General features: G+C 66.9%; 26 protein-coding genes. 15 read left to right on the forward strand and 11 right to left on the reverse strand.

Annotation, left to right across the window (positions count from 1 at the left end; all coding sequences use genetic code 11):
• The first annotated feature begins 23 nt into the window (after positions 1 to 23).
• Both GXY47_16740 and GXY47_16745 read left to right on the forward strand, forming a co-directional pair.
• Positions 24 to 488 carry a zf-HC2 domain-containing protein gene (locus tag GXY47_16740; GenBank protein NLV32788.1) on the forward strand — a complete coding sequence of 155 codons (465 nt, stop codon included), beginning with the start codon at positions 24 to 26 and terminating at the stop codon, positions 486 to 488.
• Between the two features lie 21 nt (positions 489 to 509).
• On the forward strand, positions 510 to 887 hold the full coding sequence (locus GXY47_16745; protein NLV32789.1) for a hypothetical protein: 378 nt from the start codon (positions 510 to 512) through the stop codon (positions 885 to 887).
• Between the two features lie 9 nt (positions 888 to 896).
• Here GXY47_16745 and GXY47_16750 read toward each other — a convergent pair whose 3' ends face one another.
• The 8 genes from GXY47_16750 to ychF all read right to left on the reverse strand — a co-directional run bounded on the left by GXY47_16750 (position 897) and on the right by ychF (position 6235).
• Positions 897 to 1679 (reverse strand): ComF family protein, encoded by a 783-nt coding sequence (locus tag GXY47_16750; GenBank protein ID NLV32790.1) that lies wholly within the window; start codon positions 1677 to 1679, stop codon positions 897 to 899.
• An 11-nt stretch (positions 1680 to 1690) separates the two neighbouring features.
• Positions 1691 to 2167 (reverse strand): 23S rRNA (pseudouridine(1915)-N(3))-methyltransferase RlmH, encoded by a 477-nt coding sequence (locus tag GXY47_16755; GenBank protein NLV32791.1) that lies wholly within the window; start codon positions 2165 to 2167, stop codon positions 1691 to 1693.
• Positions 2168 to 2182: 15 nt separating this feature from the next.
• Complete coding sequence (gene rsfS, locus GXY47_16760) at positions 2183 to 2611, reverse strand: ribosome silencing factor (GenBank protein ID NLV32792.1); 429 nt, start codon at positions 2609 to 2611, stop codon at positions 2183 to 2185.
• Positions 2608 to 3291, reverse strand: coding sequence for a nicotinate (nicotinamide) nucleotide adenylyltransferase (gene nadD, locus GXY47_16765; protein NLV32793.1), 684 nt, complete (start codon positions 3289 to 3291; stop codon positions 2608 to 2610). The genes rsfS and nadD overlap by 4 nt, the downstream gene beginning before the upstream one ends.
• A 68-nt stretch (positions 3292 to 3359) precedes the next feature.
• Complete coding sequence (gene obgE, locus GXY47_16770; protein ID NLV32794.1) at positions 3360 to 4358, reverse strand: GTPase ObgE; 999 nt, start codon at positions 4356 to 4358, stop codon at positions 3360 to 3362.
• Between the two features lie 79 nt (positions 4359 to 4437).
• Positions 4438 to 4692: a 50S ribosomal protein L27 gene (gene rpmA, locus GXY47_16775; protein NLV32795.1), complete on the reverse strand. Its 255-nt coding sequence runs from the start codon at positions 4690 to 4692 to the stop codon at positions 4438 to 4440.
• Positions 4693 to 4704: 12 nt separating this feature from the next.
• Entirely contained in the window at positions 4705 to 5022 is a 318-nt protein-coding gene (rplU, locus tag GXY47_16780) for a 50S ribosomal protein L21 (protein ID NLV32796.1), read from the reverse strand.
• A gap of 103 nt (positions 5023 to 5125) precedes the next feature.
• Positions 5126 to 6235: a redox-regulated ATPase YchF gene (gene ychF / locus GXY47_16785; GenBank protein ID NLV32797.1), complete on the reverse strand. Its 1110-nt coding sequence runs from the start codon at positions 6233 to 6235 to the stop codon at positions 5126 to 5128.
• 276 nt (positions 6236 to 6511) lie between these two features.
• On the opposite strand from ychF, the gene GXY47_16790 reads away from it, so the two are divergent.
• The 12 genes from GXY47_16790 to ftsZ all read left to right on the forward strand — a co-directional run bounded on the left by GXY47_16790 (position 6512) and on the right by ftsZ (position 20808).
• Positions 6512 to 6952 (forward strand): division/cell wall cluster transcriptional repressor MraZ, encoded by a 441-nt coding sequence (locus GXY47_16790; GenBank protein ID NLV32798.1) that lies wholly within the window; start codon positions 6512 to 6514, stop codon positions 6950 to 6952.
• A gap of 47 nt (positions 6953 to 6999) precedes the next feature.
• Positions 7000 to 8034, forward strand: a complete 1035-nt coding sequence (gene rsmH, locus GXY47_16795) for a 16S rRNA (cytosine(1402)-N(4))-methyltransferase RsmH (GenBank protein NLV32799.1) — start codon at positions 7000 to 7002, stop codon at positions 8032 to 8034.
• The gene (locus GXY47_16800; protein ID NLV32800.1) at positions 8015 to 8455 is read left to right on the forward strand and encodes a cell division protein FtsL; all 441 of its coding nucleotides are present in this window, start codon (positions 8015 to 8017) and stop codon (positions 8453 to 8455) included. The genes rsmH and GXY47_16800 overlap by 20 nt, the downstream gene beginning before the upstream one ends.
• A 96-nt stretch (positions 8456 to 8551) precedes the next feature.
• Positions 8552 to 10645: a transpeptidase family protein gene (locus GXY47_16805; GenBank protein ID NLV32801.1), complete on the forward strand. Its 2094-nt coding sequence runs from the start codon at positions 8552 to 8554 to the stop codon at positions 10643 to 10645.
• A gap of 13 nt (positions 10646 to 10658) precedes the next feature.
• Positions 10659 to 12149 carry a UDP-N-acetylmuramoyl-L-alanyl-D-glutamate--2,6-diaminopimelate ligase gene (locus GXY47_16810; GenBank protein ID NLV32802.1) on the forward strand — a complete coding sequence of 497 codons (1491 nt, stop codon included), beginning with the start codon at positions 10659 to 10661 and terminating at the stop codon, positions 12147 to 12149.
• Positions 12146 to 13576, forward strand: coding sequence for a UDP-N-acetylmuramoyl-tripeptide--D-alanyl-D-alanine ligase (locus GXY47_16815; GenBank protein NLV32803.1), 1431 nt, complete (start codon positions 12146 to 12148; stop codon positions 13574 to 13576). Before GXY47_16810 ends, GXY47_16815 begins: the two co-directional genes overlap by 4 nt.
• Positions 13573 to 14994: a UDP-N-acetylmuramoyl-L-alanine--D-glutamate ligase gene (murD, locus tag GXY47_16820; protein ID NLV32804.1), complete on the forward strand. Its 1422-nt coding sequence runs from the start codon at positions 13573 to 13575 to the stop codon at positions 14992 to 14994. Before GXY47_16815 ends, murD begins: the two co-directional genes overlap by 4 nt.
• The gene (ftsW, locus tag GXY47_16825) at positions 14984 to 16093 is read left to right on the forward strand and encodes a putative lipid II flippase FtsW (protein ID NLV32805.1); all 1110 of its coding nucleotides are present in this window, start codon (positions 14984 to 14986) and stop codon (positions 16091 to 16093) included. Before murD ends, ftsW begins: the two co-directional genes overlap by 11 nt.
• A gap of 2 nt (positions 16094 to 16095) precedes the next feature.
• Positions 16096 to 17457, forward strand: a complete 1362-nt coding sequence (locus GXY47_16830) for a UDP-N-acetylmuramate--L-alanine ligase (protein NLV32806.1) — start codon at positions 16096 to 16098, stop codon at positions 17455 to 17457.
• A 4-nt stretch (positions 17458 to 17461) separates the two neighbouring features.
• Complete coding sequence (locus GXY47_16835) at positions 17462 to 18403, forward strand: FtsQ-type POTRA domain-containing protein (protein ID NLV32807.1); 942 nt, start codon at positions 17462 to 17464, stop codon at positions 18401 to 18403.
• On the forward strand, positions 18400 to 19626 hold the full coding sequence (gene ftsA, locus GXY47_16840) for a cell division protein FtsA (GenBank protein ID NLV32808.1): 1227 nt from the start codon (positions 18400 to 18402) through the stop codon (positions 19624 to 19626). Before GXY47_16835 ends, ftsA begins: the two co-directional genes overlap by 4 nt.
• Before the next feature lie 27 nt (positions 19627 to 19653).
• Positions 19654 to 20808, forward strand: a complete 1155-nt coding sequence (ftsZ, locus tag GXY47_16845) for a cell division protein FtsZ (protein NLV32809.1) — start codon at positions 19654 to 19656, stop codon at positions 20806 to 20808.
• A gap of 11 nt (positions 20809 to 20819) precedes the next feature.
• On the opposite strand, the gene GXY47_16850 is transcribed toward ftsZ, so the two are convergent.
• Positions 20820 to 21512 (reverse strand): methyltransferase, encoded by a 693-nt coding sequence (locus GXY47_16850; protein ID NLV32810.1) that lies wholly within the window; start codon positions 21510 to 21512, stop codon positions 20820 to 20822.
• Between the two features lie 59 nt (positions 21513 to 21571).
• Entirely contained in the window at positions 21572 to 22090 is a 519-nt protein-coding gene (locus tag GXY47_16855; protein ID NLV32811.1) for a hypothetical protein, read from the reverse strand.
• Positions 22091 to 22252: 162 nt separating this feature from the next.
• Here GXY47_16855 and GXY47_16860 point away from each other — a divergent pair, with 162 nt between their 5' ends.
• Complete coding sequence (locus GXY47_16860) at positions 22253 to 24430, forward strand: BamA/TamA family outer membrane protein (GenBank protein NLV32812.1); 2178 nt, start codon at positions 22253 to 22255, stop codon at positions 24428 to 24430.
• Positions 24431 to 24457: 27 nt separating this feature from the next.
• On the opposite strand, the gene GXY47_16865 is transcribed toward GXY47_16860, so the two are convergent.
• Positions 24458 to 25180, reverse strand: a complete 723-nt coding sequence (locus GXY47_16865; protein NLV32813.1) for a rhomboid family intramembrane serine protease — start codon at positions 25178 to 25180, stop codon at positions 24458 to 24460.
• Positions 25181 to 25247 lie beyond the last annotated feature (67 nt).

Genomic DNA, 25247 nt, shown 5'->3' on the forward strand with positions numbered 1-25247 from the left:
TTTCAGGAGGCGAGGGGGGTCGTATGAAATGCAAAGCCGCACGAGACCTGCTGTTTCGCAAGATCGACGCCGAGCTTTCACGCGACGAGGACGCCCGGCTGGAAGAACACCTGGCCGGTTGTGCCTCGTGCCGCCGGGAGTACCGGCTGCTCCGGATTCCCTCGCTGGTCGCGCGATCGGGCGCTCCGATCACCCCTTCCCCCTGGTTCTACCAGGGAGTGCGGGCCCGCATCGAAGAGGAGGCCCCGGGGATGGCCCTCTGGACTTCCGTCCGGATGCTGGCGCACCGGATGATTCCGGCCATGGCCGGAGTCACGCTCGCGCTGCTCGCGGCCTTCGCCTATCTGCAGATGCGGGCGCCCGACGCGGCGCTGTTCCGGGGCTATGACGGGGTGTACCTGTCGGATGATCAGTCGCATCGGATGCTGGTGGCCGAGCAGACGGACATCACCTATGAAAGCGTTCTGACCGCCATCGCCTCACGTTAACGAGTTTGGGGACCCGATGAGATGAATTCCAGGCTGAGCATCGCGTTGTTATGGTGTCTTTTCTTCGTCATGGGGGGGGTGGCCGGCTGGGTGGGCCACTGCCTGTACCAGGGGCACCTGCAGCCCGCGAAGACATCCAGTTCGATCACAGCCCAGGAAGTCATGGACGCCATGGCGCGGGAACTCGAACTGAACGCCGCCCAGAAAGAGGAGCTCAAGTCGATTTTCGAGGAAAGCCGGTCTCAATACCGGGGGCTCAACAAGGAATTCAAGCCCCGGTACGAGTCTATCCGCGACGAGTCGGATGACAAGATCCGGGCGATCCTGCTGGGGACCCAGAAGGAGCGGTTTGAGGAGATGCTCAAGAAATACCGCCCCAAGAAAAAGGCCTCCCGCTAAGCCCCGCAGCTAGAGAACGGCGCGCGCCGCCGTCAGCACGGAAACCCTCAGGGCGCCCGCCCCGAGGAGCGCCCCGGCCGCGCTCGAGACCGTGGCCCCCGTCGTCATCACATCGTCTACCAGCAGGAGGCGCTTCCCCACGACCCCCCGGGGGAGGGTGCACTCGAAGGCGCCCCGGACGTTGGCCCAACGGTCGGCGTCGCCGAGCCCGACCTGGGGGGGAGTGGGCCTGGTACGGCCGAGGGCGCGGATTCGGGGGATACCGAGGACCCGCCCGAGCGACGCCGCCAGGAGTTCCGACTGGTTGAATCCCCGTTCGAGCTTGCGGCTCCGATAGAGCGGCACCGCGACGACACCGTCGAAATCCCCCTTCCGCCACGTTTCGAGAAACGCCGCCGCCATCAGCGGCCCCAGGCATTCGGCCAGGTTCCGTTTCCCCCCGAACTTGAGTGCGTGGATCACCCCCCGCAGCTGGGCGGAGTAATGGCCCCAGGAGCGCGCCCCCGAAAACGGGGGGAGCCGGCGCAGGCACTCGAGGCAGAGGGGGGCGGGATCGGCGTCGAAACCGGGGAGGGGCAACCCGCAGGAGGCACACCGGGGGGGGGCGATCCGGAGCTCGAGGACCCGGTGCCAGCAACCGCCGCAGAGGCCGTATTCACGGCTGCGCGACAAGGGGGCGCCGCAGAGGACGCACGCTTCCGGGTAGACCAGGTTGAGCACCCCGTCCAGCAGCTTCCGGATCGCGGAATCGGGCAGGTCCCTGGGTGTCGCCACGCGCGGAATGGAAACCATGGCCGGTGCGGTCAGTCCCCCCGGTGGTAGGGAACGTTGTGCAGGATGCACAGCGCCCGATAGATCTGTTCCAGCAGCAGGACGCGGCTCATGTCGTGGGTCCAGGTCATCCTGCCCAGGGACAGCACCCGGTCCGCGCGCCGGGTGAGGGCGCGGTCGAGCCCGGCGGGACCGCCGATCACGAACGAGAGCGCCTGGACACCGGAGTTCTGCTCCGATTCCAGCCAGCGCGCGAACTCCCCGGACGAATACCCGGTTCCGGCCTCATCCAGGGCGATGACGCGCCCGGCCGCCGGCAGCCGCCTCGAGATGGCGGCGCCTTCGCCGGCCACGAGTTCCGCGGGGGAGAGCGACCTCCTCCCGGCGAGATCCCGGATTTCCACGGTCTCGCACGGGAGCCAGCGGCGGATCCTCCCGAGATAGTCCTCCTGGAGAGACCGCAGGGAAGGATGCCTCGTTTTCCCGACCCAGAAAACCTTGATCTGCATGGCGGATCCGAAGGGTCACCCCTGCCCCGGCGCGCTCTTGCGGCCGGAGCCTCCCGCCGTGCGCGCCCCCTGCCCGGCGGCCCCGGGGGCCGGGTCGGCGAGGAGACGCTCGACGTCCAGCCGCCGGCCGTCGCGCCACAGCCTCTCGAGGTCGTAATAGGTCCGGGCCGTCCGGGAGAAGATGTGCACGACCAGGTCGCCGTAATCGAGCAGGATCCATTCCGCGTTCCGGTAGCCTTCCACGTGCTCCGGCCGCACCCCCGCCCCGGCCAGGGTCTTCTCGATCTCATCGGCGATGGCCTGGTTCTGCCGGGAGGAATCGCCGGTAACGATCAGGAAACGGCTGGCGAAGGAGGCGATCCCGGAGATATCCAGGGCCACGCAATCGTGCGCCTTTTTGTCATCGGCCGATTTCAGGGCCAGCTTGAGAGTGTCCATCTTCATTCCCCATAGAGCTCGAGCTTGCGTATGTATTCGCGGACCCCGGCCGGAACCATGCGGCCGGGGGTCTTTCCCCGGCGCACCAGCTCCCGGATTCGGGAGGAGGAGATGTCGGGCGCCTTCGCATCCACGATGTAGATCCTGTTTTCGCCCCCCGGTTCGGCCCCGATCCGGCGGCGGAGCGAAACCGGCCCGAGCCCGCGCCAGTCGCGCACCTTCCGAAGCACTCCCGGGGGGAGCAACCGCGGGAGCTCGAGAGTCCCGGTTCCCGGGCGGGTGACGAAGATGAAATCATAGGATTCGAGGAGCTTCCGGCTCTCGCGCCAGGAGTGCACCTCGGCGAGGGAATCCCCCCCGGCGATGAAGTAGAGCCTCTCCCCCGTGCGCCCGGCCGGACGCGCCAGCTTGCCAAGGGTGTCGATGGTGAAGCCGCTCGCCTTCGGCTCCAGTTCCACCAGGGAGGGGACGAACTCCCTCTCCCCGGCCAGGGCCAGGCTCACCATCGCGTAGCGGTGCATGAGGGGGATCAGGTCCCCCGGTCGCTTGTGGGGGGGGGCGCAGGCCACGACAAAATGAACCCGGGAAAGCGAGAACGCGCGCCGCGCGGCCCGGGCGATGTGGAGATGCCCGGCATGGACGGGATTGAACGTCCCCCCGAGCACCCCGATGCGGATCTCGCCCAATCGCCCCCCCTCCCCGGAAAACATCGCTCCTTTATACCAATTCGCGCCGCGACGGCACAAGGCCGCCTTTACCCCGCATCCAGGAGCATGCGGTCCAGGACGCCGACCAGTTCGCCGATCCCCTCCCCGGTGACGGCCGAAATCTTCACGAAGGGGAGGCCCCGGCGGGTGCACATGGCCTGGAGCCGGCCCAGCGCGCGTTTGTCGGCCAGCGCGTCCATCTTGGCCGCCACCACCAGCTGCCGGCGCTCCAGCAGTTCCTCGTTGTAGAGCCCGAGCTCCTTGACGATGGCGCGGTAGGCGGCGACCGGATCGCGGTCCGGGTTGGACACATCGATGATGTGGGCCAGGACCCGGGTCCGTTCCACGTGCTTCAGAAACTGGTCCCCCAGCCCGTGCCCCTCGTGGGCCCCCTCGATCAGGCCCGGGATGTCGGCGACCACGAAGGTGCGGTATGCATCCACCCGGACCACCCCCAGGTGGGGGGAGAGAGTGGTGAAGGCATAGTCGGCGATTTTCGGTTTTGCCGAGCTGATGCGCGAAATGAGGGTGCTCTTGCCCGCGTTGGGGTAGCCCACCAGCCCCACGTCGGCGATGAGCTTGAGGCTGAGCGACAGGTCCGCCTCCTCTCCCGGCTCCCCCGGATCGGCGCGGCGCGGGGCCTGGTTGGTGGAGGTGGCGAAACGCGCGTTCCCCTTCCCCCCCCTGCCTCCGGCGGCCACCAGCAGGCGCTCCCCCAGGCGGGCGAAGTCGCAAAGAAGCGCGTGCTCCGGTTCCCGGTAGACCTGCGTCCCCGGCGGCACGAGGATGACGACGTCCTCCCCCTCCCTGCCGCTGCGCTGGTCCCCCTCCCCGTGCCGCCCGCGCTGGGCCTTGAACACGCGTTTGTACTGGAAGTGGAGGAGGGTGTTCACCCGGTCGGAGCATTCGATGTAGACATCCCCCCCCTTACCGCCGTCCCCGCCGCTGGGACCGCCCCGGGGAACGAACTTCTCCCTGCGGAAGGCAAGACAGCCGTTCCCCCCGCCGCCGGCTACGACCCGAATCCTGGCCCGATCAATGAACACGTTCACCGTCCCTCAATGTCGCAAAAAAAAAGGACCCCGCACAGGGGTCCCGGCAAGATCGAACCATCGGCTTCGGGCATCAGGCTTCCTGGATGTGAACGAACCGGCCCCCGCGCCCCTTGTCCTGAAATTTCACCACTCCCGGTTTCATGGCGAACAGCGTGTCGTCGCTGCCGATTCCCACGTTGACTCCCGGCTTGATCCTGGTACCCCGCTGGCGCACCAGGATGGTGCCGCCCGTGACAACCTGTCCCGCGAAACGCTTCACTCCGAGCCGTTTGGACTGGCTGTCTCTCCCGTTCCTGGAGCTTCCGACTCCCTTTTTATGCGCCATGACTCCCTCTCGCTAACCTGCTATGTTGATCTTGTCGATGCGGATTTCCGAAAACTGCTGGCGGTGTCCGCGGGTGCGGCGGTACTGTTTCTTCTTCTTGTACTTGAACACCAGCACGGTGTCGCTTTTCCCCTGGGACTGCAGCACCCCCTGGACCGTGGCGCCCGGCACCAGCGGCTGACCGATAAGGGTCCGGTCCTCGGTTTTCACCAGGAGCACATCCTTGAATTCCACCGGGGCGCCTAATTCGGCGTCGAGCTTCTCCACCTCGACGACGTCCCCCTCCGATACGCGGTATTGCTTCCCGCCGGTCATGATTACGGCATACACGGTCTCACCTCCTGGGCCGAAATAGGAGATTTAACCAGTAAGCGCGGAAAAAGGCAACAACAAATGCGCCGGCCCCGCACTTTTCGGCCCCGCCCGGGCGCCCCTACACGTTGAACCGGAAAAGGATGACATCCCCCTCCTGGACCCGGTACTCCTTCCCCTCCAGGCGCAGGACCCCCTTGGCTTTCGCCGCCGGGAAGGAGCCGAGCCCGACCATGTCGTCGTAGGCGACGACCTCGGCCTTGATGAATCCCTTCTCGATGTCGGTGTGGATGACGCCCGCCGCCTTGACCGCGGTGGTGCCCTTCGGGATAGTCCAGGCGCGGGCCTCCGGCTCGCCGGCGGTGTAGTAGGAAAAAACCCCCAGCAGATCGTAGGAGTGCTGGATGATGCGGTCCACGGCGTTGTCGGGAAGCCCGAAATCCTCCATGAAGAGGCGGGCGTCCTCGGGGGGGAGAGAGGCGATTTCCGACTCGATCTTGCCGCAGACGGCCGTGATGCCGACATTGGGCATGGCCGCCTGCTTCTGGAGGCCGAACGCCTCCACCACCCGGTCGATCTTGGCCGCGTCCTGATCGCCCACATTGATGACGAGCTGGATCGGCTTCGCCGACAGAAAGGTAAACCCGCGGATCCGCTTCTCCTCCTCCGGCGTGAGTTCGAGTTCGCGCAGGGGGTGCTCCGATTCCAGGGCCGCCTTGAAACGAAGAAGGATTTCATTTTCCATCTCCAGCTCCTGCGACCGGCCCTTCTTCAGGTCCTTTTCCAGGCGCTCCAGCCTTTTTTCGATAACGGCCAGGTCCGAAAATATCAGCTCCAGCTCAAAAACCCCGATATCCCGGGCGGGATCCACGGATCCTTCGACATGCGGCAGGCTGGGATCCTCAAACGCCCTGACCACGTGCAGCAGCGCCTCCACGTTCTTCAGGCTGGCCAGATAGGCGGCCATCTCCTTGCTCCGGCCCTCGAGCGCCGCTTTCCCTTCCCCGCGGGAAAGTCCCGGGAGATCCACATATTCAACGGTGGCGTAGGTGGTTTTCCGCGGTTTCACGATTTCGGCCAGCCGGTCCAGGCGCGGGTCGGGCACCTCGGCGATACCGATGTGCGCGTCGCGCCCACCCCCCCAGGAGGAGGTGTCCACCCGCCCCCGGGTCAACAGCGTGAATATCGTGGTTTTCCCCACCTGCGGCAATCCGACAATTCCCACTTTCATAATTCCGTCCTCGAATTAAGGAATCCGCATGTTACCACAGACTCTGTTCCGCCAGGCGAAATCGGGAGGGGATGGGGCCCCGGCCCCCCTCCACGGCACCACCAGGGGAAAAATCCAATAAAGATCACATTTATAATCACAATTCGCTTGACACTCCATGAATCTGGGGATTATTGTGGTCCAGGGTGGTTCATAGTGGTCAATCGGGACCACGAAATTAAGTTTTCCGCTGAAAATGATAACTCATTTGCGCGTCTGAAGCAGAGCGGATTCCATATGCTTTGGGGTAGATATTCGGCGAGGATCGACGAAAAATCGCGCCTTCGATTGCCCGCAAAGTTCCGTCGCGACCTGCCGGACACCGAGGACGACACCTACTACGTGACCAGCGACGACGGCCGGTGCGCCCAGATCTATCCGATCCCCGTCTGGAAGCGGATCGCCAAAAAGTTCGAGGAGCCTCCGCGGATGGACCCGGCGAAGCTGAAACTGGAGCGGTTCACCAGCTACTACGGCCTGGTGTCGCAGATGGACCCCCAGGGCCGCATCCTGATCCCGCAATCGCTGCGCGAGGACGCCCAGATATCGGGGGATGTGATCGTCATCGGAAAGATGGATCATCTCGAGGTCTGGAACGACGAGGTGTTCCGTCGAAGCCTCAAGGAGAGCCCTCTCACCATCGAGGAACGCGAGAAGCTGGCGGAGCAGGGGTTTTAGCAGAAACCGGAATTGAGGAAACAGTGGTTGCACCGGCCCGGAATACCATGACACTTCACGGCGGACATACGGAAACCGAACACCTTCCGGTGATGCGGCGGGAGGTCTATGACCTGCTCCGGTGCCAGCCCGGCGGGCTTTACGTCGACGCCACGGTGGGCCTCGGGGGACATTCCCTGGGGATCCTGGAAAGGATCCGGCCGGGCGGGCGGCTGATCGGCATCGATCGGGACAAGGAATCGCTCGAAAGGGCCTCCCTCCGGCTCGCGCCCTTCGGATCGGGCTTTCGCCTGTTTCACGACAACTACAAGAACCTGCCGCTGATCCTGAACAACCTGGCGCTGCCGCCCGTGGACGGCATCCTGCTCGACCTGGGGGTGAATTCCTACCAGCTGCTCTCCTCCGAGCGCGGGTTCAGCTTCCAGTCGGACGAGATGCTGGACATGCGCATGGACCGGACGCAGCAATGGACGGCGGCCGACCTGGTCAACAACATGTCGGAGACGGAGCTGGCCGATATCATCTATCGCTACGGCGAGGAGCGGCATTCGCGCCGCATCGCCGCCGCCATCGTGCGGGAGCGGAAGCGGGCCCCGATCACCCGGTGCCTTCAACTGGCGGCCGTCGTCAGCCGCGCCTTCAGGGTCCGCGGGCATCAGAGCATCCATCCTGCGACCAGGACCTTCCAGGCGCTGCGGATAGCGGTCAACGAGGAGCTGGAAGGGCTGGAAGAGCTGCTCACGGATGCCTTCGGATTCCTCAGGCCGGGGGGCAGGATCGTGGTCCTTGCCTTCCACTCCCTGGAAGACCGGATCGTCAAGAGGGCGTTCCGCCGGCTGGCCGGACAGTGCGTGTGCGATGCCGCGCCGGAACTGTGCACCTGCCCCAGGACGGAGAGGGGGTGCATCCTCACCCCGCGTCCCCTGACGCCGGGGGAGGAGGAAGTGCAGACCAACCCCAGGGCCCGCAGCGCGCGGCTGAGGGCCCTGGAGCGAACCGAAGCGCCCGGCCCGGAAACGGGGGCCGGAAACAGATCGCCCGAAGAAAAACCTGGAGATCACGATGACAGACTGGGCAGCTAGCATAGAAGCACGCAACTACGGAATCCGGCGCGAAATCGATGCCCGCATGCTGTGGGAAATGCTCGGCACCATAGCCGCCCTCGCCCTGATCGCGGGAGCCTTTCTCTTCTACTCCTGGGTCCGCGGCCAGATCGTCCATATCGGATACGAAAGCCAGAGCCTGTTCGCCCGGGAGGAAGCGCTCGTGCGCACGCAGAAGAGGCTGATCCTCGAGGAGGAGACCCTCGCCAGTCCCGAACGGATCGATATCCTCGCCCGCAACGAACTCGAGATGGCGCCGCTGCGCCCGAACCAGGTCATCCTGCCGTCCGCACGCAGAGCCGAACCGGGGGCCTACGCCCTGGCGCTGGCCGATGCCGGGGACACAGGGCCGGGGAAGCTGAACCAGGGACCCCGATCGGGCGGCAACCGCAGCAATTGAAACCCGAAGAGAGGATCGACGATCTATGATCGACGATTGACGCCAGGACCCGCGCGCGCGGGATCGTCGATCGTATCTCGTCCGTCATAAACCGTTATGTCCGACAGCGGCCGCAGCTCCAGGAATTCGAGAATCGCTCTGGTGATCCTGGGGATTTCCTTCTGGGGCGCTCTCATCCTGCTCCGGCTGGTGCAGCTGCAGGTCTTCGAGCACCCCTCCTACCGCCTCCTGGCCTCCGAGCGGCAGCAGGTGCGCCGCTCCATCCACGCGCCGCGCGGCGTCATCTACGACAGCCGCATGGCCGAACTCGCCTCCAGCGTGACCGTGAGCACGGCCGTGGCCGAGCCGCGCAGGATGAAGGACATCCCCGCCGCCGCCCGGCAGCTGGCGTCGATCCTGGAACTGGACCCCCGGCAGCTCCTGGCCCGGATGTCCGATCCCGCCCACCGGAGCTTCACGATCGTCAAGCGCAGGATCGACCCCCAGGCCGAGGCCCGCATCGAAGCCCTCGACATGGACGGCGTCTATTTCGTGGACGAGAGCATGCGCGTGTACCCCAACCGGGACCTGGCCAGCCACACGCTCGGGTTCGTCAACATGAACGGGGATGGGGGCGCGGGACTGGAACTCCAGTACGACAGCGAGCTCAAGGGTTCGGAAGGCGCCTACTCCTTCGATGTCGACGCCCGCCGCCGCTCCTTCAGGGTCAGGGTCGACAAGCCCCCCGTCCAGGGGCGCAGCCTCGTGCTCAGCATCGACAAATCGATCCAGTACATCGCCGACCGGGAGCTGGCGGCAGGCGTGGAGGCGTCCGGGGCGAAGGCCGGGACCGTCATCGTGATGGAGTCGGAGACCGGAAGGATCCTCGCCCTTTCCAACTACCCGCAATTCAACTGCAACAAGTACAACGAGTACAAGGCCGACCACTGGCGCAACCGGGCGGTCTCGGATATGTTCGAACCGGGGTCCACGTTCAAGGTGGTCGTGGCGACCGCGGCCCTGGAGGCGGGGCTGACGCACCCGGACGAGATGATCGACTGCCAGATGGGTTCGATCCAGATCGGGGGCCACCGCTTCCGCGACCACAAGGCCTACGGGATGCTGAGCTTCAGCCAGATCCTCGAATTCTCCTCCAACGTGGGGGTCGCCAAGCTCGGTCTCCGGCTGGGGGAGGAGAGGCTGCACGAGGCGCTCCGCACCTTCGGCTTCGGCTCCAGAACCGGGGTGGACCTCCCGGGCGAAATCATCGGCCTGGTGCGCGACTGGCACAAGTGGTCGGGGTTGTCGATCGGCGCGATCTCCTTCGGGCAGGAAGTCGGGGTCACCTCGATGCAGATCCTCGGCGCCATCAACTCCATCGCCAACGGGGGGTTCCGGGTCCGCCCCTCGGTCGTGGACCGCGTGATCGATGAAAACGGCGACCTCGTCAGGGTGCACGAGCCCGAGCGGGAGCGGATCATGAGCCCGAGAACGGCGGAGGCGGTGACCCATGCCTTCGAGGGGGTGGTGGTGCGCGGGACCGGGAAACGGGCGGCGCTCGAGGGGTACCGCGCGGCCGGGAAGACGGGGACGGCCCAGAAAATCGTCAACGGGCGCTACTCCGCCACCCGCTACGTCGCCTCCTTCATCGGGTTCGCCCCGCTGCCGCGCCCCCGCATCACGGTGCTGGCGCAGCTCGACGAGCCCTCCAGGGGGCACTACGGCGGCGATGTCTCCGCCCCCGTCTTCAAGAGGGTGACCCAGGAAGTCCTGATGCAGCTCCGGATCCCCCCCGACCCCGGCCTGCCGCTGCCGAAGCCGCAGCCGATGGCCTCGGGTTCCCAGGATTACCGGCCCGACGCCACCCCGGTCCGTCCCATGGCCCCCTTCCCCGAGCGGCGCCCGCCCACGCGGGAAACGCCGGGGGTCCTCTCGGTGAGGGTGGACGGGGACTGGGTGCCCCTGCCCGACTTCCGGGGCCGGTCCAAGCGCGACGTCCTCTACCAGTGCGTCGATATCGGGATCCACCTCGAGGCCAGGGGGTCCGGGATCGCCGTCTTCCAGTCCCCCGCGCCCGGGACCCGGATCCCCAGGGGAGAGACCTGCAGCGTGACCTTTGTCCAGGCGAACCTCGAAAAAGCGATGGCGGCCGCGGAGGAGCAGTACGCGGCCGAGCGCGCGGATGCGCAAACGTCGAACGATCGGCCCTGAGGAGAACGGACCCATGCTGCTGCAGGAAGTGCTCGAACGGATCCCCGGCGTCAGGTGGAACGGGAGGGGTGATATCCTCATCGGGGGGATCGCATACGACTCGCGCCTGGTGCGGGCCGGGGACCTGTTCGTCGCCATCCGGGGAGAGAAGGAGGACGGGGCGCGCTTCATCGGCGAGGCCCTGTCCCGGGGAGCCGCGGCCGTGGCTTCCGAGGCGCCGTCCGCCCCCCTCCCGGGAGAGGCGCGCATCGTCGTCGAAGATGCGCGGGCGTTTCTGGCCGACGTCGCCCGCGTCTGGTACGGCGACCCCTGCGCGTCGCTCCGGCTCGCGGCCGTCACCGGGACCAAGGGGAAAACCACCTGCACCTACCTCCTCTATTCCATCCTCCGCGGCGCGGGGCTGCGCTCCTGCCTGGCGGGCACCATCGGGATGAAGATCGGCGATGAGGAGTTCCCGGCGAAGCACACCACCCCGGAAGCCCCCGACCTGTACCGGTTTTTCCGCCGGGCGGTCGACCTGGGGTGCACGCACGGAACCCTCGAAGTCTCCTCTCACGCCCTGGCGCAGAAAAGGGTCTACGGGGCGCGGTTCGCGGTGGGCGTGTTCATGAACCTGACGCACGACCACCTCGATTTCCACAGGACCATGGACGCCTACTTCGAGGCGAAGATGATCCTCTTCACCCCCGGCAACCGCAACCGGCTGGAAACCGCCGTCATCAACATCGATGACACCTGGGGCCGGAAACTCGCGGCCGCGGCGGGCGCGGGCGTCCTGACCTTCGGCTTCGACCGGGCGGCCGACATCCGTGTCCTCGACTTCCAGAGCGGTTTCGAAGGGACCCGGCTCCGCCTCGGGACTCCGGCGGGGGAAGCCCGTTTACGGTCCCCCCTGATCGGACGCCCCAACGCCTACAACATCATGGCCGCCACCGGCGCCGCCCTCGGCCTCGGCCTCGGCCTCGACGACATCGGCGCCGGCGTCGCGGCCCTCGCGGGGGTCCCGGGACGGATGCAGAGGGTCGAGGGGGGACAGGATTTCCTGGTGCTCGTCGACTACGCCCATTCCCCCGACTCGCTCGAAAACGTCCTGCGCACCGCCCGGGAACTCCCCCGCCGGAGGCTCATCACCGTCTTCGGCTGCGGCGGCGACCGGGACCGTGCCAAGCGCCCCGTCATGGGCGCCATCGCCGCGAAATGGAGCGATCGCGTGATCGCCACCAGCGACAACCCGAGAACCGAGGACGCCGATTCCATCCTGAGGGAAATCGAACCGGGCCTGGAGGAGGGCCCCGCCCCCTTCGACGTCATCCCCGACCGCCGCGAGGCCATAGCCGCCGCCGTCGCCATGGCCCGGTCGGGCGACATCGTGGTGATCGCGGGGAAAGGGCACGAGGACTACCAGATCATCGGGACCCGGACCTTCCCCTTCGACGACCGGGAGGTGGCGGCGCAATGCCTCCGTAACCGCCCGGGAACCGCGCCCGGCGAGGAGGCGCCATGACCCGGCTTACGGCGGCACAGGTGCAGGCGGGCACGGGCGGGGCGCTGGTCGCCGGAAGCGGCGGCACGCTCCTCGCCGGGGTTTCGATTGACACCCGGACCCTCCGCCCGGGCGATCTCTTCTTCGCCATCCGGGGACCCAACCAGGACGGGCACCGGTTCATCCCGGCAGCGCTCTCCGCGGGGGCGCTGGGGGTCGTAGCGGAGAAAGGCTACCGCCACCCCGGCCCGTTCCCCCCCGAATGCGTGCTCATCGAGGTCGACGACACCCACCGCGCATTGAAGTCGCTGGCCGGATCGGTGCGCTCACGCTGGTCCGGCACGCTCGTGGCCGTCACCGGGAGCATGGGCAAGACCACAACCCGGCAGTTTGCGGCCGAGTTGCTCGGAGCGGAGTTCCCCGTGCACCAGACTCCCGGCAACTTCAACAACCTCTACGGGCTCCCGCTGGCCCTCTGTGGCCTCGGCCCGCATCACCGCATGGGAATCTTCGAGATGGGAATGAGCGCGGCCGGGGAAATCGCCGAGATGTGCCGCATCGCCCGGCCCCAGGTCGGCATCCTGACCAACGTGGCCCCCGTCCACCTGGAATTTTTCGATTCGGTGGACTCGATCGCCCGGGCGAAGGCGGAGCTGCCGGAAAACCTCCCCGCCGGTGGGCTCCTCATCTTCAATGCTGATGACGAGCGGGTCCGCGCCATCGCCGGGCGCTACCCCGGGAAGAAGATCTCCTTCGGGCGCTCTCCCGCCGCGGAGGTCCGCGCGGACGGAATCCGGATCCTCGGCCCGGAGCAGACCGGCTTCGAGCTCACCTGCCCCGGCTATTGCGGCCCGGCCGGGATCCCGTTCGCCGGCGCCCACTATGTGATGAACGCCCTTCCGGCAGTGGCGCTCGGATGCCGTTACGGCATGAAGCCGGAAAAGATCGTCGCGGGCCTCGGGAAGCTCCACCCGGTGGCGATGCGGGGGGGGATCCTCCGCTTCAGGGAGGGGTTCGCGGCGATCGACGACTCTTACAATTCCAATCCCAGGGCGCTCACGCAGATGATTGACACCCTGTCGGAAATGCCCTATTTTTCGCGCCGGATCCTGGTCGCGGGCGAAATGCGCGAACTGGGGGAGGGTTCGGCGGGGCTCCATTTCGAGTGCGGCCTCCACGCCGCGCGCCGGGGGGTGGACCTGGTCGTAGGGGTCGGTGGCGCAGCGGCCGAGATCGTCCGCGCGGCGGTAGAGTCCGGGATGCCCCGGTCCCGGGCCCGTTTTTTCGGGGACGCCGACGCGGCGGCCGGCTTCGTCACGGAATGTGTGCAGCCGGGGGACCTGGTACTGATCAAGGGCTCGCGCGGCGTGCACATGGAAAAGATCGTCGGGAGCCTCTGCTCCCTCTTCCCGCTGGCCGACGGCCCGGGCCCGGAGAAGAACGGATGAACTATCGCGGAAAGTCGGTACTGGTGGCGGGGGCGGGGAGGAGCGGAGTGGCCGCGGCCCGCTTCCTGCTGTCGCGCGGGGCCCACGTCACCCTCACCGACATCCGGCCGAGGGCGAACCTGGAACCCGCCCTCGGCGGGCTCGAAGAGCTGGCCGCCCGGTCCGGGGAGCTGACACTGGAACTCGGGGGACACCGGGAGGAGAGCTTCCGCAGCTCGGACCTGGTCGTGGTCAGCCCGGGCATCCCCCTGTCGCTCCCCCTCTTCGACGCCAGCCGGGCCGCCGGGGTCCCCCTCATCGCCGAGGTCGAACTGGCCTACCGCCACATCGAGGGGACGATCATCGGGGTCACGGGTTCCAACGGCAAGACGACGACGACGGCCCTGGTGGCCCACCTGGCCTCCGCCGCCGGACTTCGCTGCCGCGCCGCCGGCAACATCGGAATCCCCCTCATTAGGTATGCCGGGGACTCCGCTCCCGGAGATCTCTACGCCGTGGAGCTGTCCAGCTTCCAGCTGGAGGCGATCGACACCTTCCGGCCCGCGATCGGCGCGATCCTGAATCTCACCCCCGATCACCTGGACCGGTACCCCGGGTTCGGGGAGTACGTCGCCGCGAAACAGCGCCTGCTCATGAACCAGGGGGCCGGGGACCGGGCGGTGCTGAACGCCGACGACCCGCGCACGGCCGCCATGGCGGCCGCCGTGAGCTCCCGCCCGGTGCTGTTCAGCCGGCGCCGGTCTCTCGAGCGGGGGGCCTTCGTGCGCGGCGGCCGCGTCCTCTACCGCGACGAGGACGGGGAACGGGACCTCTTCCCCGTCGAGGCCGTCGGCCTCGTGGGGGGGCACAACCTGGAAAACGTGCTCGCGGCCTGCGCCATGGCGATCCTGGCCGGGGTCCCGGCCGAGGGCCTCGAGGCCGGCGTCCGCGCCTTCCGGGGGGTGGAGCACCGGATCGAGTTCGTCGCGGAGCTGGACGGGGTGCGCTATTACAACGATTCCAAGGCCACCAACGTGGACGCGACCGCCAAAGCCCTGGAGGCTTTCCCCGGCAACATCCTCCTGATCGCCGGGGGGCGGGACAAGGAGGGCGATTTCGCCTCCCTGCGCCCCCTCGTCCGCGAACGTGTCCGGCGCCTCGTGGTGATCGGCGAGGCGTCGGACAAGCTCCGCCGGGCCCTGGCTGACGCGACGGCCGTTTCCGCCGCCGGATCGATGGAAGAGGCGGTGTCGGCCTGCCGGCGGGCGGCCGGGCCCGGAGACGTGGTCCTGCTGGCCCCCGCCTGCGCCAGTTTCGACATGTTCCGGGATTACGAAGAGCGCGGGCTCGCGTTCAAGGAAGCGGTCCGCGCCCCGATCCGGGGCGGGCAGGCCGGGCGGCGCCCCGGTCCCAGCGGGGAGGAGTCCCATGGCTTATAAACCGAGCAGCGACAAGGTCCTCTTCTTCACCGCCGGGTTTCTGGCCATCTTCGGCCTGGTGATGGTGTATAGCGCGTCCTCGGTCAAAGCCGCGTCCGAACACGGCATGTCGTCCTACTTCTTCCTTCGCCAGCTGGCCTTCGCGGCGGGGGGCCTGGTGCTGATGTACGGCATGATGAAGATAGACTACCGCCACTGGCAGAAACCGAAGGTCCTGGCGGCCTTTCTGTCGGTCTGCGCCGCCCTCCTCCTCTTGGTCCTGACCCAGCCCGAGATCAACGCCGCCCATCGCTGGCTCCACTTCGGGGGCTTCACCTTTCAGCCCTCGGAAATCGCCAAACTCGCCGTGCTCATGTTCGTCGCCTGGTTCCTCCACCGGCACGAGGGGGAGATCAACCGGTTCGCCCGCAGGCTGCTCCCGCTGGGATTGGCCGTCGGCTTCTTCGCCGTCCTGATCGCCGTCGAGCCCGACCTGGGGCAGGCCCTCTGCCTCTGCCTGATCGTCGCCGTGCTCCTGTACGTCGCGGGGCTCTCCTGGCGCTATTTTGCCGGCGCCGCGGCCATGGCCATACCGGCTTTTTACTATTTCGTGGTCAAGGTCCCCTACCGCTGGGACCGGATCCAGGCTTTCCGGAACCCGTTCGAGGACCCGATGGGTACGGGATGGCAGATCACCCAGTCCCTGATCGCCGTCGGCAGCGGGGGGCTGACGGGCCTGGGCCTGGGCGCCGGCAGGCAGAAGCTCTTCTACCTCCCGGAGGCGAGCAGCGATTTCATCTTCGCCGTCATCGGGGAGGAGATGGGCCTGGTCGGCACCACCCTGGTCGTGGCCGGCTTTCTGATCTATTTCCTCCGCGGGACCCGCATCGCCCTCCGCTCCAGGGACCGCTTCGGCTTCTATCTTGCCCTGGGCATCACCCTCATGGTCACGCTGCAGGGGTTCATCAACATCTCCATGGTGCTGGCGATGACGCCGACCAAGGGGATCGCGCTGCCGTTCATGAGCCAGGGGGGGAGTTCGCTCTGGCTGAACATGCTGGCCACGGGCGTGTTGCTCAACCTGTCGTACCAGAACAAACTGGCGGAGGGCGCGGGATAGGCATGTTCCGGAAAATCCAGAGACTGCATTTCGTGGGGATCGGCGGCATCGGCATGAGCGGCATCGCCGAACTTCTCCTCAACCTCGGCTACCAGGTTTCGGGCTCCGACCTGAAGCCGGGCCCGGCGCTGGACCGCCTGACGGCCCTCGGCGGGAACATCCACCTGGGACACCGGGCGGACCACGTGGCGGGGGCGAACGTGGTCGTGATCTCCTCGGCCGTCCGGTCCGACAACGTCGAGGTGGCCGAAGCCCGGCGGCTGCAGATCCCGGTGATCCCCAGGGCCGAGATGCTGGCCGAACTGATGCGGCTGAAATACGGCATCGCCGTCGCCGGGGCCCACGGCAAGACCACCACGACCTCCATGATCGCCACCGTGCTGGTGGCCGGGGGACTGGACCCCACCGCCGTCATCGGCGGCAGGTTGAACGCCTTCGGGAGCAACGCGAAGCTGGGAAAGGGTGATTTCCTCGTCGCCGAGGCGGACGAAAGCGACGGCTCCTTTCTCAAGCTGAATCCCGCCATCGCCGTCGTGACCAACATCGACCGGGAACATCTCGATCACTACGCGGACCTCGAAGAGATCCAGTCCACCTTCGTCGCCTTCGCGAACAAGGTCCCTTTCTACGGGAGCGTCGTCCTCTGCCTGGACGACCCGAACGTCCAGGCGGTCATTCCGCGCATCGAGCGCCGGACGATCACCTACGGGACCAGCAGCCAGGCCGACCTCGTCGCCTCCCGCGTCCAGTTCCGCGATTTCGGCTCCGAGTGCCGCATCGGGCGCCACGGCCGGCCGCTCGGCGTTCTCAAGCTGCAGGTGCCGGGGGTCCACGCGATCCTGAACGCGCTGGCGGCCGTGGCCGTGGCGCTGGAACTGGACATCCCCTTCGAAAAGGCGGCCGGGGCCCTGGAATCCTTCCAGAACGCGGACCGGAGGTTCCAGGTCCGGGGGAAGAAGGGGGACGTCCTGGTGGTGGACGATTACGCTCACCACCCGACGGAGATCGTGGCCACCCTGCGCGCCGCGCGCCAGGCGTGCGACCGCCGCATCGTCGCGGTCTTTCAGCCCCACCGTTACAGCCGGACCCGGGCGCTCGCGGAGGACTTCGCCCGCTCCTTCTACCACGCCGACGTGCTTGTCGTGCTCCCCGTCTACGCCGCGGGCGAGGACCCCATCGCGGGGGTGGACGCCGAAAGCCTGGTCGAGGGGATCAAGAAATTCGGCCACCGGGAGGTCGTGTACGCACCGGACGCCGGGAGCGCGCGGAAACTTCTCGGGCAAAGGCTCCGGGATGGAGATATACTGCTGACCCTGGGAGCCGGTGACGTCTGGAAACTGGGAGAGGACTTTTTGAAGACATAGGGTTATGGAGATCAAGACCAACAGACCTCGGGAAGCGCGTAACGCCCGGATCGTTCCGCCCCCGGACAGGGCCCGATCCCGCAGAAAGCCCCCCCGGAACCTGGGCCAGGGCCCCATGGCGGGGCGCCGGTTCGCCGCCCTGCTCCGGACGGCGGGAAGGGGGGGGATCCTCGTGGTCCTCGTCGCGGCGGCGGTTTCGGCCTATGTCTATGCCCTGAACGCCGAAGCCTTCAACCTCGGCAAGGTCCGGGTCCACGGCTGCCGCGAGCTCGACAGCGCCGGCCTGGAGGCCATGGTCGCCCGGGAGTTCCCGGTGAATACCCTGAAGATCGACCTCGCCGCGGTCCGGGATCGCATCCGGCGGGAGACCTGGGTGCGGGACGTCGAGGTCCTCCGGGTTCTCCCCTCGGACCTTGTCCTTTACGTCCGGGAGCGCGTCCCGGCCGTCATCGTGGAAATGAAAGGCGCGCTGATGGTCACGGACAGCGAAGGGATCCTGCTCGACCGCTACGACCCGAGGTTCGGGAAGCTGGACGTCCCCGTTTTCAGGGGTGTCCTGGGGGAGGACGCGGAAACCTACGAAATGTACCAGGAGGAGAACAGCGCCCGCATCCACCGGGGGATGGAAATGCTGGCGGAGATCGCATCGGGATCGCCCCGCTACACCCGGATCATATCCGAGGTGGACATCGCCGACCGCAATAACCTGAAGGTCGTGCTGGTGGACGACACGGCCGAGGTGATCCTCGGCGAAAAGGACTACCTGAAGCGCTTCAGCAAATTCATCAACAACCCTTCCGAATACCGGAAGCTGAAGGACCAGTACGCCGAGATCGAGCGCATCGACCTCCGTTTCGACAGCCAGATCGTCTACCGGCTGCGGCAGACCGATCCGCTGAAGGGCAAAACGGCCGGACTTGGAGAGCAGGAGCGGAGGAACCCGTGAAAAAAGATCGCATCATCTGTGGACTGGACGTCGGGACCACCAAGACCTGCATGATGATCGCCCGGACCCACCTGGACGGGGGGCTGGAGTTGATCAGCACGGGCTACGCCGACAGCGCGGGGCTGCACAAGGGCGTGGTCATCGATCTCGACGCCGCGGCGGCTTCGATCCGCAAGGCGGCCGACGAGGCGGAACTGAAGTCGGAGGTCTCGGTGGACTGGGTGATCGTGGGGGCCGCCGGGGATCATTTCCAGAGCTTCAACTCCCGCGGCGCCATCGACATCGGGGGGAACCGTCACGAGGTCACGGAGGAGGCGAGGACCCAGGTGATCGCCGCCGCCCAGTCGGTGCCGATTTCACCCGACCGCGAGGTCGTCCATGTGCTGCCGCAGGAATTTTTCCTGGACGACCGGGGGGGGATCAAAAACCCGGTCGGGCTGTTCGGATCGCAGCTCGACGTCAACATTCACGTCGTGACCTGCCAGATCGCGCTCAACCAGAACCTGATCAACGCGGTCAACCGCGCACAGATGCGGGTCAAAAAGGTGGTGGCGCAGCCGCTGGCCAGCGCCGAGGCCGTCCTGACCCGGGACGAAAAGGAACTGGGCACCGCCATCATCGACATCGGGGGGGGCACCACCGACATCGCCGTCTTCCTGGGGGACGCGGTCCATTTCACCAAGGTCCTGCCGGTGGGGGGGACCCACTTCACCCGCGACCTGGCGATCGGGCTGCAGACCACGATCGAGGACTCGGAGCGCATCAAGAAGGATGCAGGGACGGTGCTCACCGAAAGGATCCTGGCGGAGGATTCCGTGCTGGTCCCCGGCATGGGAACCCGTGCCGCCCGCAACGTGTCGAGGCGCGTGATCTGCAGCATTCTTCGGGACCGCGCGGTTGAAATCCTGGAACTGGTCGCCGACCAGCTCAGGAAGGCGCTGGTAAGCCAGAACCTCATCGCGGGGGTGGTCATCACCGGGGGGGGGAGCATGCTCGACGGCATGGTGGAACTCAGCGAGGAAATCCTGGGCATGCCGGTCCGCCAGGGGCTCCCGCTGGGCATACGGGGCCTCCCCCCCGAACTGTCCCATCCCGTGTACTCGACCGCGGTGGGCCTGGCCCTTTTCGGGGCCGAAGAGGCCGTGGTCCGCAAAAAGAAGTGGGGGAGGGCGGGCGGCACCCCCTGGCTGCTCAACAGGATTCTGTCATTGGCAGGGAATTAGCTTCTGGTATCGGAGAGGAGGGAGCAGATGCAAACGGAGAAATTGCGCTTTGAGGAGGAACCCCTGAAATTCAGGTTCGACGAGGACCGGCAGCCGGCGGCGAGGATCAAGGTCATCGGCATCGGCGGCGCGGGCGGCAACGCCGTCAACCGCATGATCCAGGCGAAGATCGGGGGCGTCGAATTCATCGCCGCCAACACCGACATCCAGGCGCTCCGGGACTCGCACGCTTCCATCAAGCTGCAGATCGGCACCAAGCTGACCAACGGCCTGGGCTGCGGCGCCATCCCCGAAAAGGGGCGCCAGGCGGCGCTCGAGGACACCGAACGCATCATCGAACTCCTCGACGGGGCCGACATGGTCTTCGTCACCGCCGGGATGGGGGGGGGAACCGGGACCGGAGCCGCCCCCATCATCGCCAGCCTGGCCACCGAACTGGGAGCGCTGACGGTGGGCGTCGTCACCAAGCCTTTCAATTTCGAGGGGCGGAGGCGCCTGCAGCATGCGGACGAGGGGATCAACGAGCTCAAGGAGGTGGTCGACACCCTGATCACCATCCCCAACGAGCGGCTGCTCTGCGCCATGGGGGCCGACGCCCTGCTCGAGGATTCCTTCCGCTACGCCGACGACGTACTCTGCCAGGCGGTCCAGGGGATTTCGGACATCATCACCATGCCCGGCATCGTCAACGTCGATTTCGCCGATGTCCGCACCATCATGTCCGGCAAAGGGATGGCCCTGATGGGAACCGGGATGGCCGAAGGGGAAAACCGCGCCGTCGAGGCCGCCCAGCGGGCGATCTCGAGCCCGCTGCTCGAGGAAACCTCCATCCGCGGCGCCCGGGGGGTGCTTATCAACATCACCGCCACCCGCGAGAGCCTCCGCCTGCACGAAGTGGCCGCGGCCGCGCAGATCATCGAGGAAGTCGCCGGGGCCGAGGACACGATCTTCGGCGCCGTGTACGACGAGGAGATGGGGGACCGGATCAAGATCACCGTCATCGCCACCGGTTTCAACCAGGGCGCGGGGGAACGCCCCCGGGGGATCAACGACCACCCCCGGGGCACGGGGAACGTCATCCCCCTGGCGCCGGCCGATTCGAGCAAGACGATCGACTACCAGCTGGAGTCGCTCAAGGACAACCTCGACGAACCGGCCTTCCGCCGCCGCAGGGCGGAATAGCCCGGCCGCGCCTATTTCGTCTTGCGGCTGACGCTGAGGCCCGCCGAACCTGGAATGTCCGCGATGGAGGTTTCCAGGTTCGGCAGGCTGCGGGCGAATTCCAGGAAATCGCCGGCGGGACCGCCGCCGAAGCCCCGTCCGCCCATGCGGCCGCCGCGCGCCGGACGCTGCGACACGTTGTGGGCCGCAAAGATCCCCCCCACGGTCAGTTTCGGAAGGACGGCCTCCAGATACCTCGCGTACCACTCCTTGTCCGCGTCGCAGAACACAAAATCGAAGGGGCCTTCGAGCGCCGGCACCACTTCATGCGCGTCCCCCAGCCTCGCGTCGATATACCGGTCCAGCCCCGCGCGGGCGAAATACCCGAGCGCCTCCCTGTGGCGCCCCGCGTCGATTTCGACGGTGATCAGTTTCCCGCCGGTTTTGGACAGCGCCCAGGCTATCCACATTCCGGAGTACCCGTTCGAGGTCCCGATTTCGAGCGCGCGCTTGTAGTTGTTCCGGACGATGAGGTCGTAGAGCGCCCTGCCGTCCGCCTCGGGAACGTTCATCCCCCCCCAGGAGCGGTTGTGGCTCTCGAGGGTCTCCCGCACCCGGGCGTCGAACGCCTCCGTCCCCTCCGTGCCCGCCCCCGGGAGAGACGACATCATGCCGAACGCCAGGAGGGCGCAGAACATCGCCGCGATGACGGTGCCTTTTGTCATGAGTCCTTCCTGTGCGGGCAGGCGCCATCCGCCCGCCTGCCCGCGAAATTGGGAGTCGCCTACTGAACCCGCTTCGCCACGATTTCCCGTGGAGCCCGGGGTCCGCCCCCGGGGCCGCCCGGACCGCCCATCCCGCCACCCGGAGGGGGACCGCCCATCCCGCCACCCGGAGGGGGACCGCCCATCCCGCCGCCGGGACCGCCCATCCCGCCGCCGGGGCCGCCCATGCCTCCGCCCGGCTGGCCCGAGAATTCCCGGTCGATCGTGAAGGTGATTTCATCTCCAGCGACCTTGCCGGTGTAGATGGTCTTCATCTCGTTTTCGCCGAACCTGCGCACGACGACAAACCTGATTTCATCCCCGTCCACCTTTCCTTCGGTGATTTCGCTATCCCCCCTGCGGCCGCTGACGGTCCCGGTCAAGGTGTCCCCGGCCACCGTGAAGTTGAACACGGTCTCTGCCGGTCCCTGCATCCCCTGGGACTCCGCGACCCATTTCCCGGTCACGTCGGCGCCGGGCGCCGTCCCCACCAGGGCCAGCGCCAGCGCCGCCCCCGCTAAAAGCATCGATCTTCTCATGGAATACCCTTCCTCCCCGTTTCATTGGTTTCCTTCACTCCTGTGATGACTCTGTTACCGATGATTACGCAGCCGGGACCCGGGTGTTACCTGTTCCGCGGTCGGGAGGGGGCCAAATAAGGATCAGGATTTCGCTCATGAGATGATAATGTATGAAGCATCATGAAGCGTCGCATGCCCGTTCTTCTTTCCCTCCTCGTCCTGCTGGCCGCCGGGGACCGCCTCGGGGCGCAGCCACAGTCTCCCAGGGTAGGGCTGGTGCTCAGCGGGGGGGGTGCCCGCGGCGCCGCGCACATCGGAGTCCTGAGGGTGCTCGAGCAGGCAGGGATCCCGGTGGAGTCGATCACCGGAACGAGCATGGGCGCCCTGGTCGGGGGGCTGTACGCCGTGGGGCACAGCCCGGACGAAATCGAGCGGTTCCTGGAAAGCCAGGACTGGAACAACCTTTTCAGCGACGCGCCGCAGCGCCGCCTCACCCCCCTGATCGAACGGAGCGACACGCGCTACCAGGGCCAGGTCACCTTTCGGGGCTGGAATCCCGAACTCCCGAGCGGGTTGTGGGGAGGCCAGCGCCTGACGGAAACGCTGGATATCCTGACCACCCGCCAGATGCTCGAGGCGGGGTACGACTTCGACCGGCTCCGCGTCCGTTTCCGCGCCGTGGCCACGAACCTCCTCGACGGCACTCCCTACGTGTTCAGGCAAGGGTCCATGACGCAGGCGCTCCGGGCATCGATGGCGGTCCCGCTCCTGTTCACGCCGCTCCAGCACGAAGGCATGCTGCTGGCCGACGGGGGGCTGGCCAACAACCTCCCCACCGACGTCGCCCACGCCATGGGCGCGGACATCCTCATCGCCGTGGACGTCACCTCCCCGCTCCTGGACGCGGAGGACCTCCGGACCTTCTTCAACGTCATCGACCAGTCGATCAGCCTCCAGATGAGCGACAACGTGCGGGTGAACCGGCGGCTCGCCTCCCTGCTCCTGAAGCCCGACCTGGAGGGGCTCTCCGGCAGCGATTACGGGAAGATCCCCGAAATCGTCCGCCGGGGGGAGGAAGCGGCCCGGGCGCGCATGGAGGAACTGAAAGAGCTGACCCGGGAATCCCTCCCGCGGGCGCTCCCCCATTCCCCCCGGTCCGCCCCCCCCGTCATCGGCTCCATCTCCTTCGAGGGGCTGGCGCAGATCCCCGCCTCCCAGCTCCAGGCGGGGATGCGGGTCCGGCCGGGGGACAGGGCGGACCCGGCCTCCATAGGCGCGGAGGTCAGCCGGCTGTACGCGACCCGGTTTTTCGAGAGCGTCTCCTACACCCTCGAGCCGCTGAAGGACGACGCCTATCACCTCAAATTCGTGGTCCGGGAGGCGCTGCTGAACACCCTGGGAGCGAGCCTCCGCTACGACAACGACTACCAGTTCGTGGCCCTGGCGGAGTACACCGCGCGCCAGCTCTTTCACACCTCCTCGAAGCTGACGGTCTCGACCCAGTTCGGGGGGCTGGAAAGCCATTTCGCCTCCCTCCGCATCGTCCCCCCATCGCTCCCGTTTCTCTTCGTGGAGCCGCGGGTCGAGGTCGGCAGGCTGGAGCGGCTGGACATCCGGGAGGAGGAGCGCATCGACAAGTTCACCGACAAGCGCGAGAGCGGCCAGCTGACCGTCGGCGCCCTCCTCTGCCGCCAGCTGGAACTCTCCGGCGGGTACCGCTTCGAGCGGGTGCGCATCACCGGCGGCTCCGATCCCTTCCGGGTGGAGGGCTCCTCACGGCATGCGGGGCTCCTCTTCCGCCTTCACTGGGATTCGCTCGATGACGTCGAATTCCCCCACAGCGGGGTGAGGGTGGATTTGGGGGCTGACCTGCAGGAACGGGAACTCGGCGGGGATTTCGACTATTCCCGCTGGCATGCCGAATACCGCCAGCACCTGACCCCCTGGCCCGGGTCCACGCTGCAATTCATGGCCGGCGGCGCGTATTCGGACGGGGATGTCCCCTTCTACGACCTCATTTTCGTCGGGGGGCACTCGTTCGCGGACGCGGCCTCCCGGCAGTTTCTCGGGCTCCGCAGGGACGAGTTCCGGGTACGCCAACTGGCCGTCGTGGGCGTCGGTTACCGGCGCCAGATCTTCGCTCGCCCCCTCAACCTGGTCAAGCGCGGCTACCTGACCGCGACCTACAACGGCGCCTTCCTCGGCGAACGCTCCGCCCCCCCCTACGATTACCGCTATTTCAACGGGATAGGAGTAGGGCTGGCGGCCGACACCATGATCGGCCCGCTCCACGTCCAGGCCGGGTGGGGGGAGGGGGGGAGGCTGAACTTCCACCTCTCCTTCGGCCCCAGGTTCTGACCCGGCGCGGGGGCCGGAACCAGGGCGTCAGTGGATGGTGGGCCCTTTCTTGTTTTCCCGGTCGACCTTGCGCCGGACGTCGCCGTAGTAGACCTCGAACTGGCGCTTGAGCTGCTCCCGCCGCCGCTGCTCGTTGAACTGGCGGTACCTGTCCCGCCAGTTCCTCCCCTTCAGCAAGAGGTAGCCGACCACCATGCCGCCCAGGTGGGCGATGTGGGCCACGCCCGGATCGCCGCCCCGGATGGAGGAAAGGAAAGCCATGACGCCCATGATGAGGACGAGCCACTTGACCTTGACCGGGAAGAGAAAGTTCAGGTAGACGACGCGGTTGGGGTAGGTCACCCCGTAGGCGAGGAGGATGCCGTAGACGGCGCCCGAGGCCCCGATGACGATGGCGAAGGAATGCGGGGACACCAGCCAGGAGCAGACCCCGGCCCCGATCCCCGTGATCATGTAATAGCTGAGGAAACGCCGTGTCCCCCAATACCGCTCCAGCTCGTTGCCGAACATGAACAGGGTCAACATGTTGAAGAAGAGGTGGAACACCCCGCCGTGCAGGAACATGTAGGTCGCGAACTGCCACACGTGGAAATCGCGGGTGACGCGCAGGGGGACCAGCCCCAGGGCCAGGTCGAGAGCGCGGCTCCCGAGCAAGCCGGCCACCTCCTGCAGCAGGTAGACCGCGACATTGACGATGATGAGGGTCTTGACCGTGCGCGTCACGGGCCCGCCGAAGAAATAGGTTCGCATCGATGCAATGCTAGGAGAATCGCGGCCCGAATGCAATCGCCTTTGCGCGCCGAAATCGGCCCGTTCC

The sequence above is a fragment of the Acidobacteriota bacterium genome (assembly GCA_012729555.1).
In the GTDB taxonomy this organism is placed as follows: Bacteria; Acidobacteriota; UBA6911; order UBA6911; family UBA6911; genus UBA6911.

Bases quoted from the DNA above. Each gene is read 5' to 3' on its own strand.
- GXY47_16740 (NLV32788.1), top strand. From the start codon at position 24: ATGAAATGCAAAGCCGCACGAGACCTGCTGTTTCGCAAGATCGACGCC.
- GXY47_16745 (NLV32789.1), top strand. From the start codon at position 510: ATGAATTCCAGGCTGAGCATCGCGTTGTTATGGTGTCTTTTCTTCGTC.
- GXY47_16750 (NLV32790.1), bottom strand. From the start codon at position 1,679: ATGGTTTCCATTCCGCGCGTGGCGACACCCAGGGACCTGCCCGATTCC.
- GXY47_16755 (NLV32791.1), bottom strand. From the start codon at position 2,167: ATGCAGATCAAGGTTTTCTGGGTCGGGAAAACGAGGCATCCTTCCCTG.
- rsfS (NLV32792.1), bottom strand. From the start codon at position 2,611: ATGAAGATGGACACTCTCAAGCTGGCCCTGAAATCGGCCGATGACAAA.
- rpmA (NLV32795.1), bottom strand. From the start codon at position 4,692: ATGGCGCATAAAAAGGGAGTCGGAAGCTCCAGGAACGGGAGAGACAGC.
- ychF (NLV32797.1), bottom strand. From the start codon at position 6,235: ATGAAAGTGGGAATTGTCGGATTGCCGCAGGTGGGGAAAACCACGATA.
- GXY47_16790 (NLV32798.1), top strand. From the start codon at position 6,512: ATGCTTTGGGGTAGATATTCGGCGAGGATCGACGAAAAATCGCGCCTT.
- rsmH (NLV32799.1), top strand. From the start codon at position 7,000: ATGACACTTCACGGCGGACATACGGAAACCGAACACCTTCCGGTGATG.
- GXY47_16800 (NLV32800.1), top strand. From the start codon at position 8,015: ATGACAGACTGGGCAGCTAGCATAGAAGCACGCAACTACGGAATCCGG.
- GXY47_16805 (NLV32801.1), top strand. From the start codon at position 8,552: ATGTCCGACAGCGGCCGCAGCTCCAGGAATTCGAGAATCGCTCTGGTG.
- GXY47_16810 (NLV32802.1), top strand. From the start codon at position 10,659: ATGCTGCTGCAGGAAGTGCTCGAACGGATCCCCGGCGTCAGGTGGAAC.
- GXY47_16815 (NLV32803.1), top strand. From the start codon at position 12,146: ATGACCCGGCTTACGGCGGCACAGGTGCAGGCGGGCACGGGCGGGGCG.
- murD (NLV32804.1), top strand. From the start codon at position 13,573: ATGAACTATCGCGGAAAGTCGGTACTGGTGGCGGGGGCGGGGAGGAGC.
- ftsW (NLV32805.1), top strand. From the start codon at position 14,984: ATGGCTTATAAACCGAGCAGCGACAAGGTCCTCTTCTTCACCGCCGGG.
- GXY47_16830 (NLV32806.1), top strand. From the start codon at position 16,096: ATGTTCCGGAAAATCCAGAGACTGCATTTCGTGGGGATCGGCGGCATC.
- GXY47_16835 (NLV32807.1), top strand. From the start codon at position 17,462: ATGGAGATCAAGACCAACAGACCTCGGGAAGCGCGTAACGCCCGGATC.
- ftsZ (NLV32809.1), top strand. From the start codon at position 19,654: ATGCAAACGGAGAAATTGCGCTTTGAGGAGGAACCCCTGAAATTCAGG.
- GXY47_16850 (NLV32810.1), bottom strand. From the start codon at position 21,512: ATGACAAAAGGCACCGTCATCGCGGCGATGTTCTGCGCCCTCCTGGCG.
- GXY47_16855 (NLV32811.1), bottom strand. From the start codon at position 22,090: ATGAGAAGATCGATGCTTTTAGCGGGGGCGGCGCTGGCGCTGGCCCTG.
- GXY47_16860 (NLV32812.1), top strand. From the start codon at position 22,253: ATGAAGCGTCGCATGCCCGTTCTTCTTTCCCTCCTCGTCCTGCTGGCC.
- GXY47_16865 (NLV32813.1), bottom strand. From the start codon at position 25,180: ATGCGAACCTATTTCTTCGGCGGGCCCGTGACGCGCACGGTCAAGACC.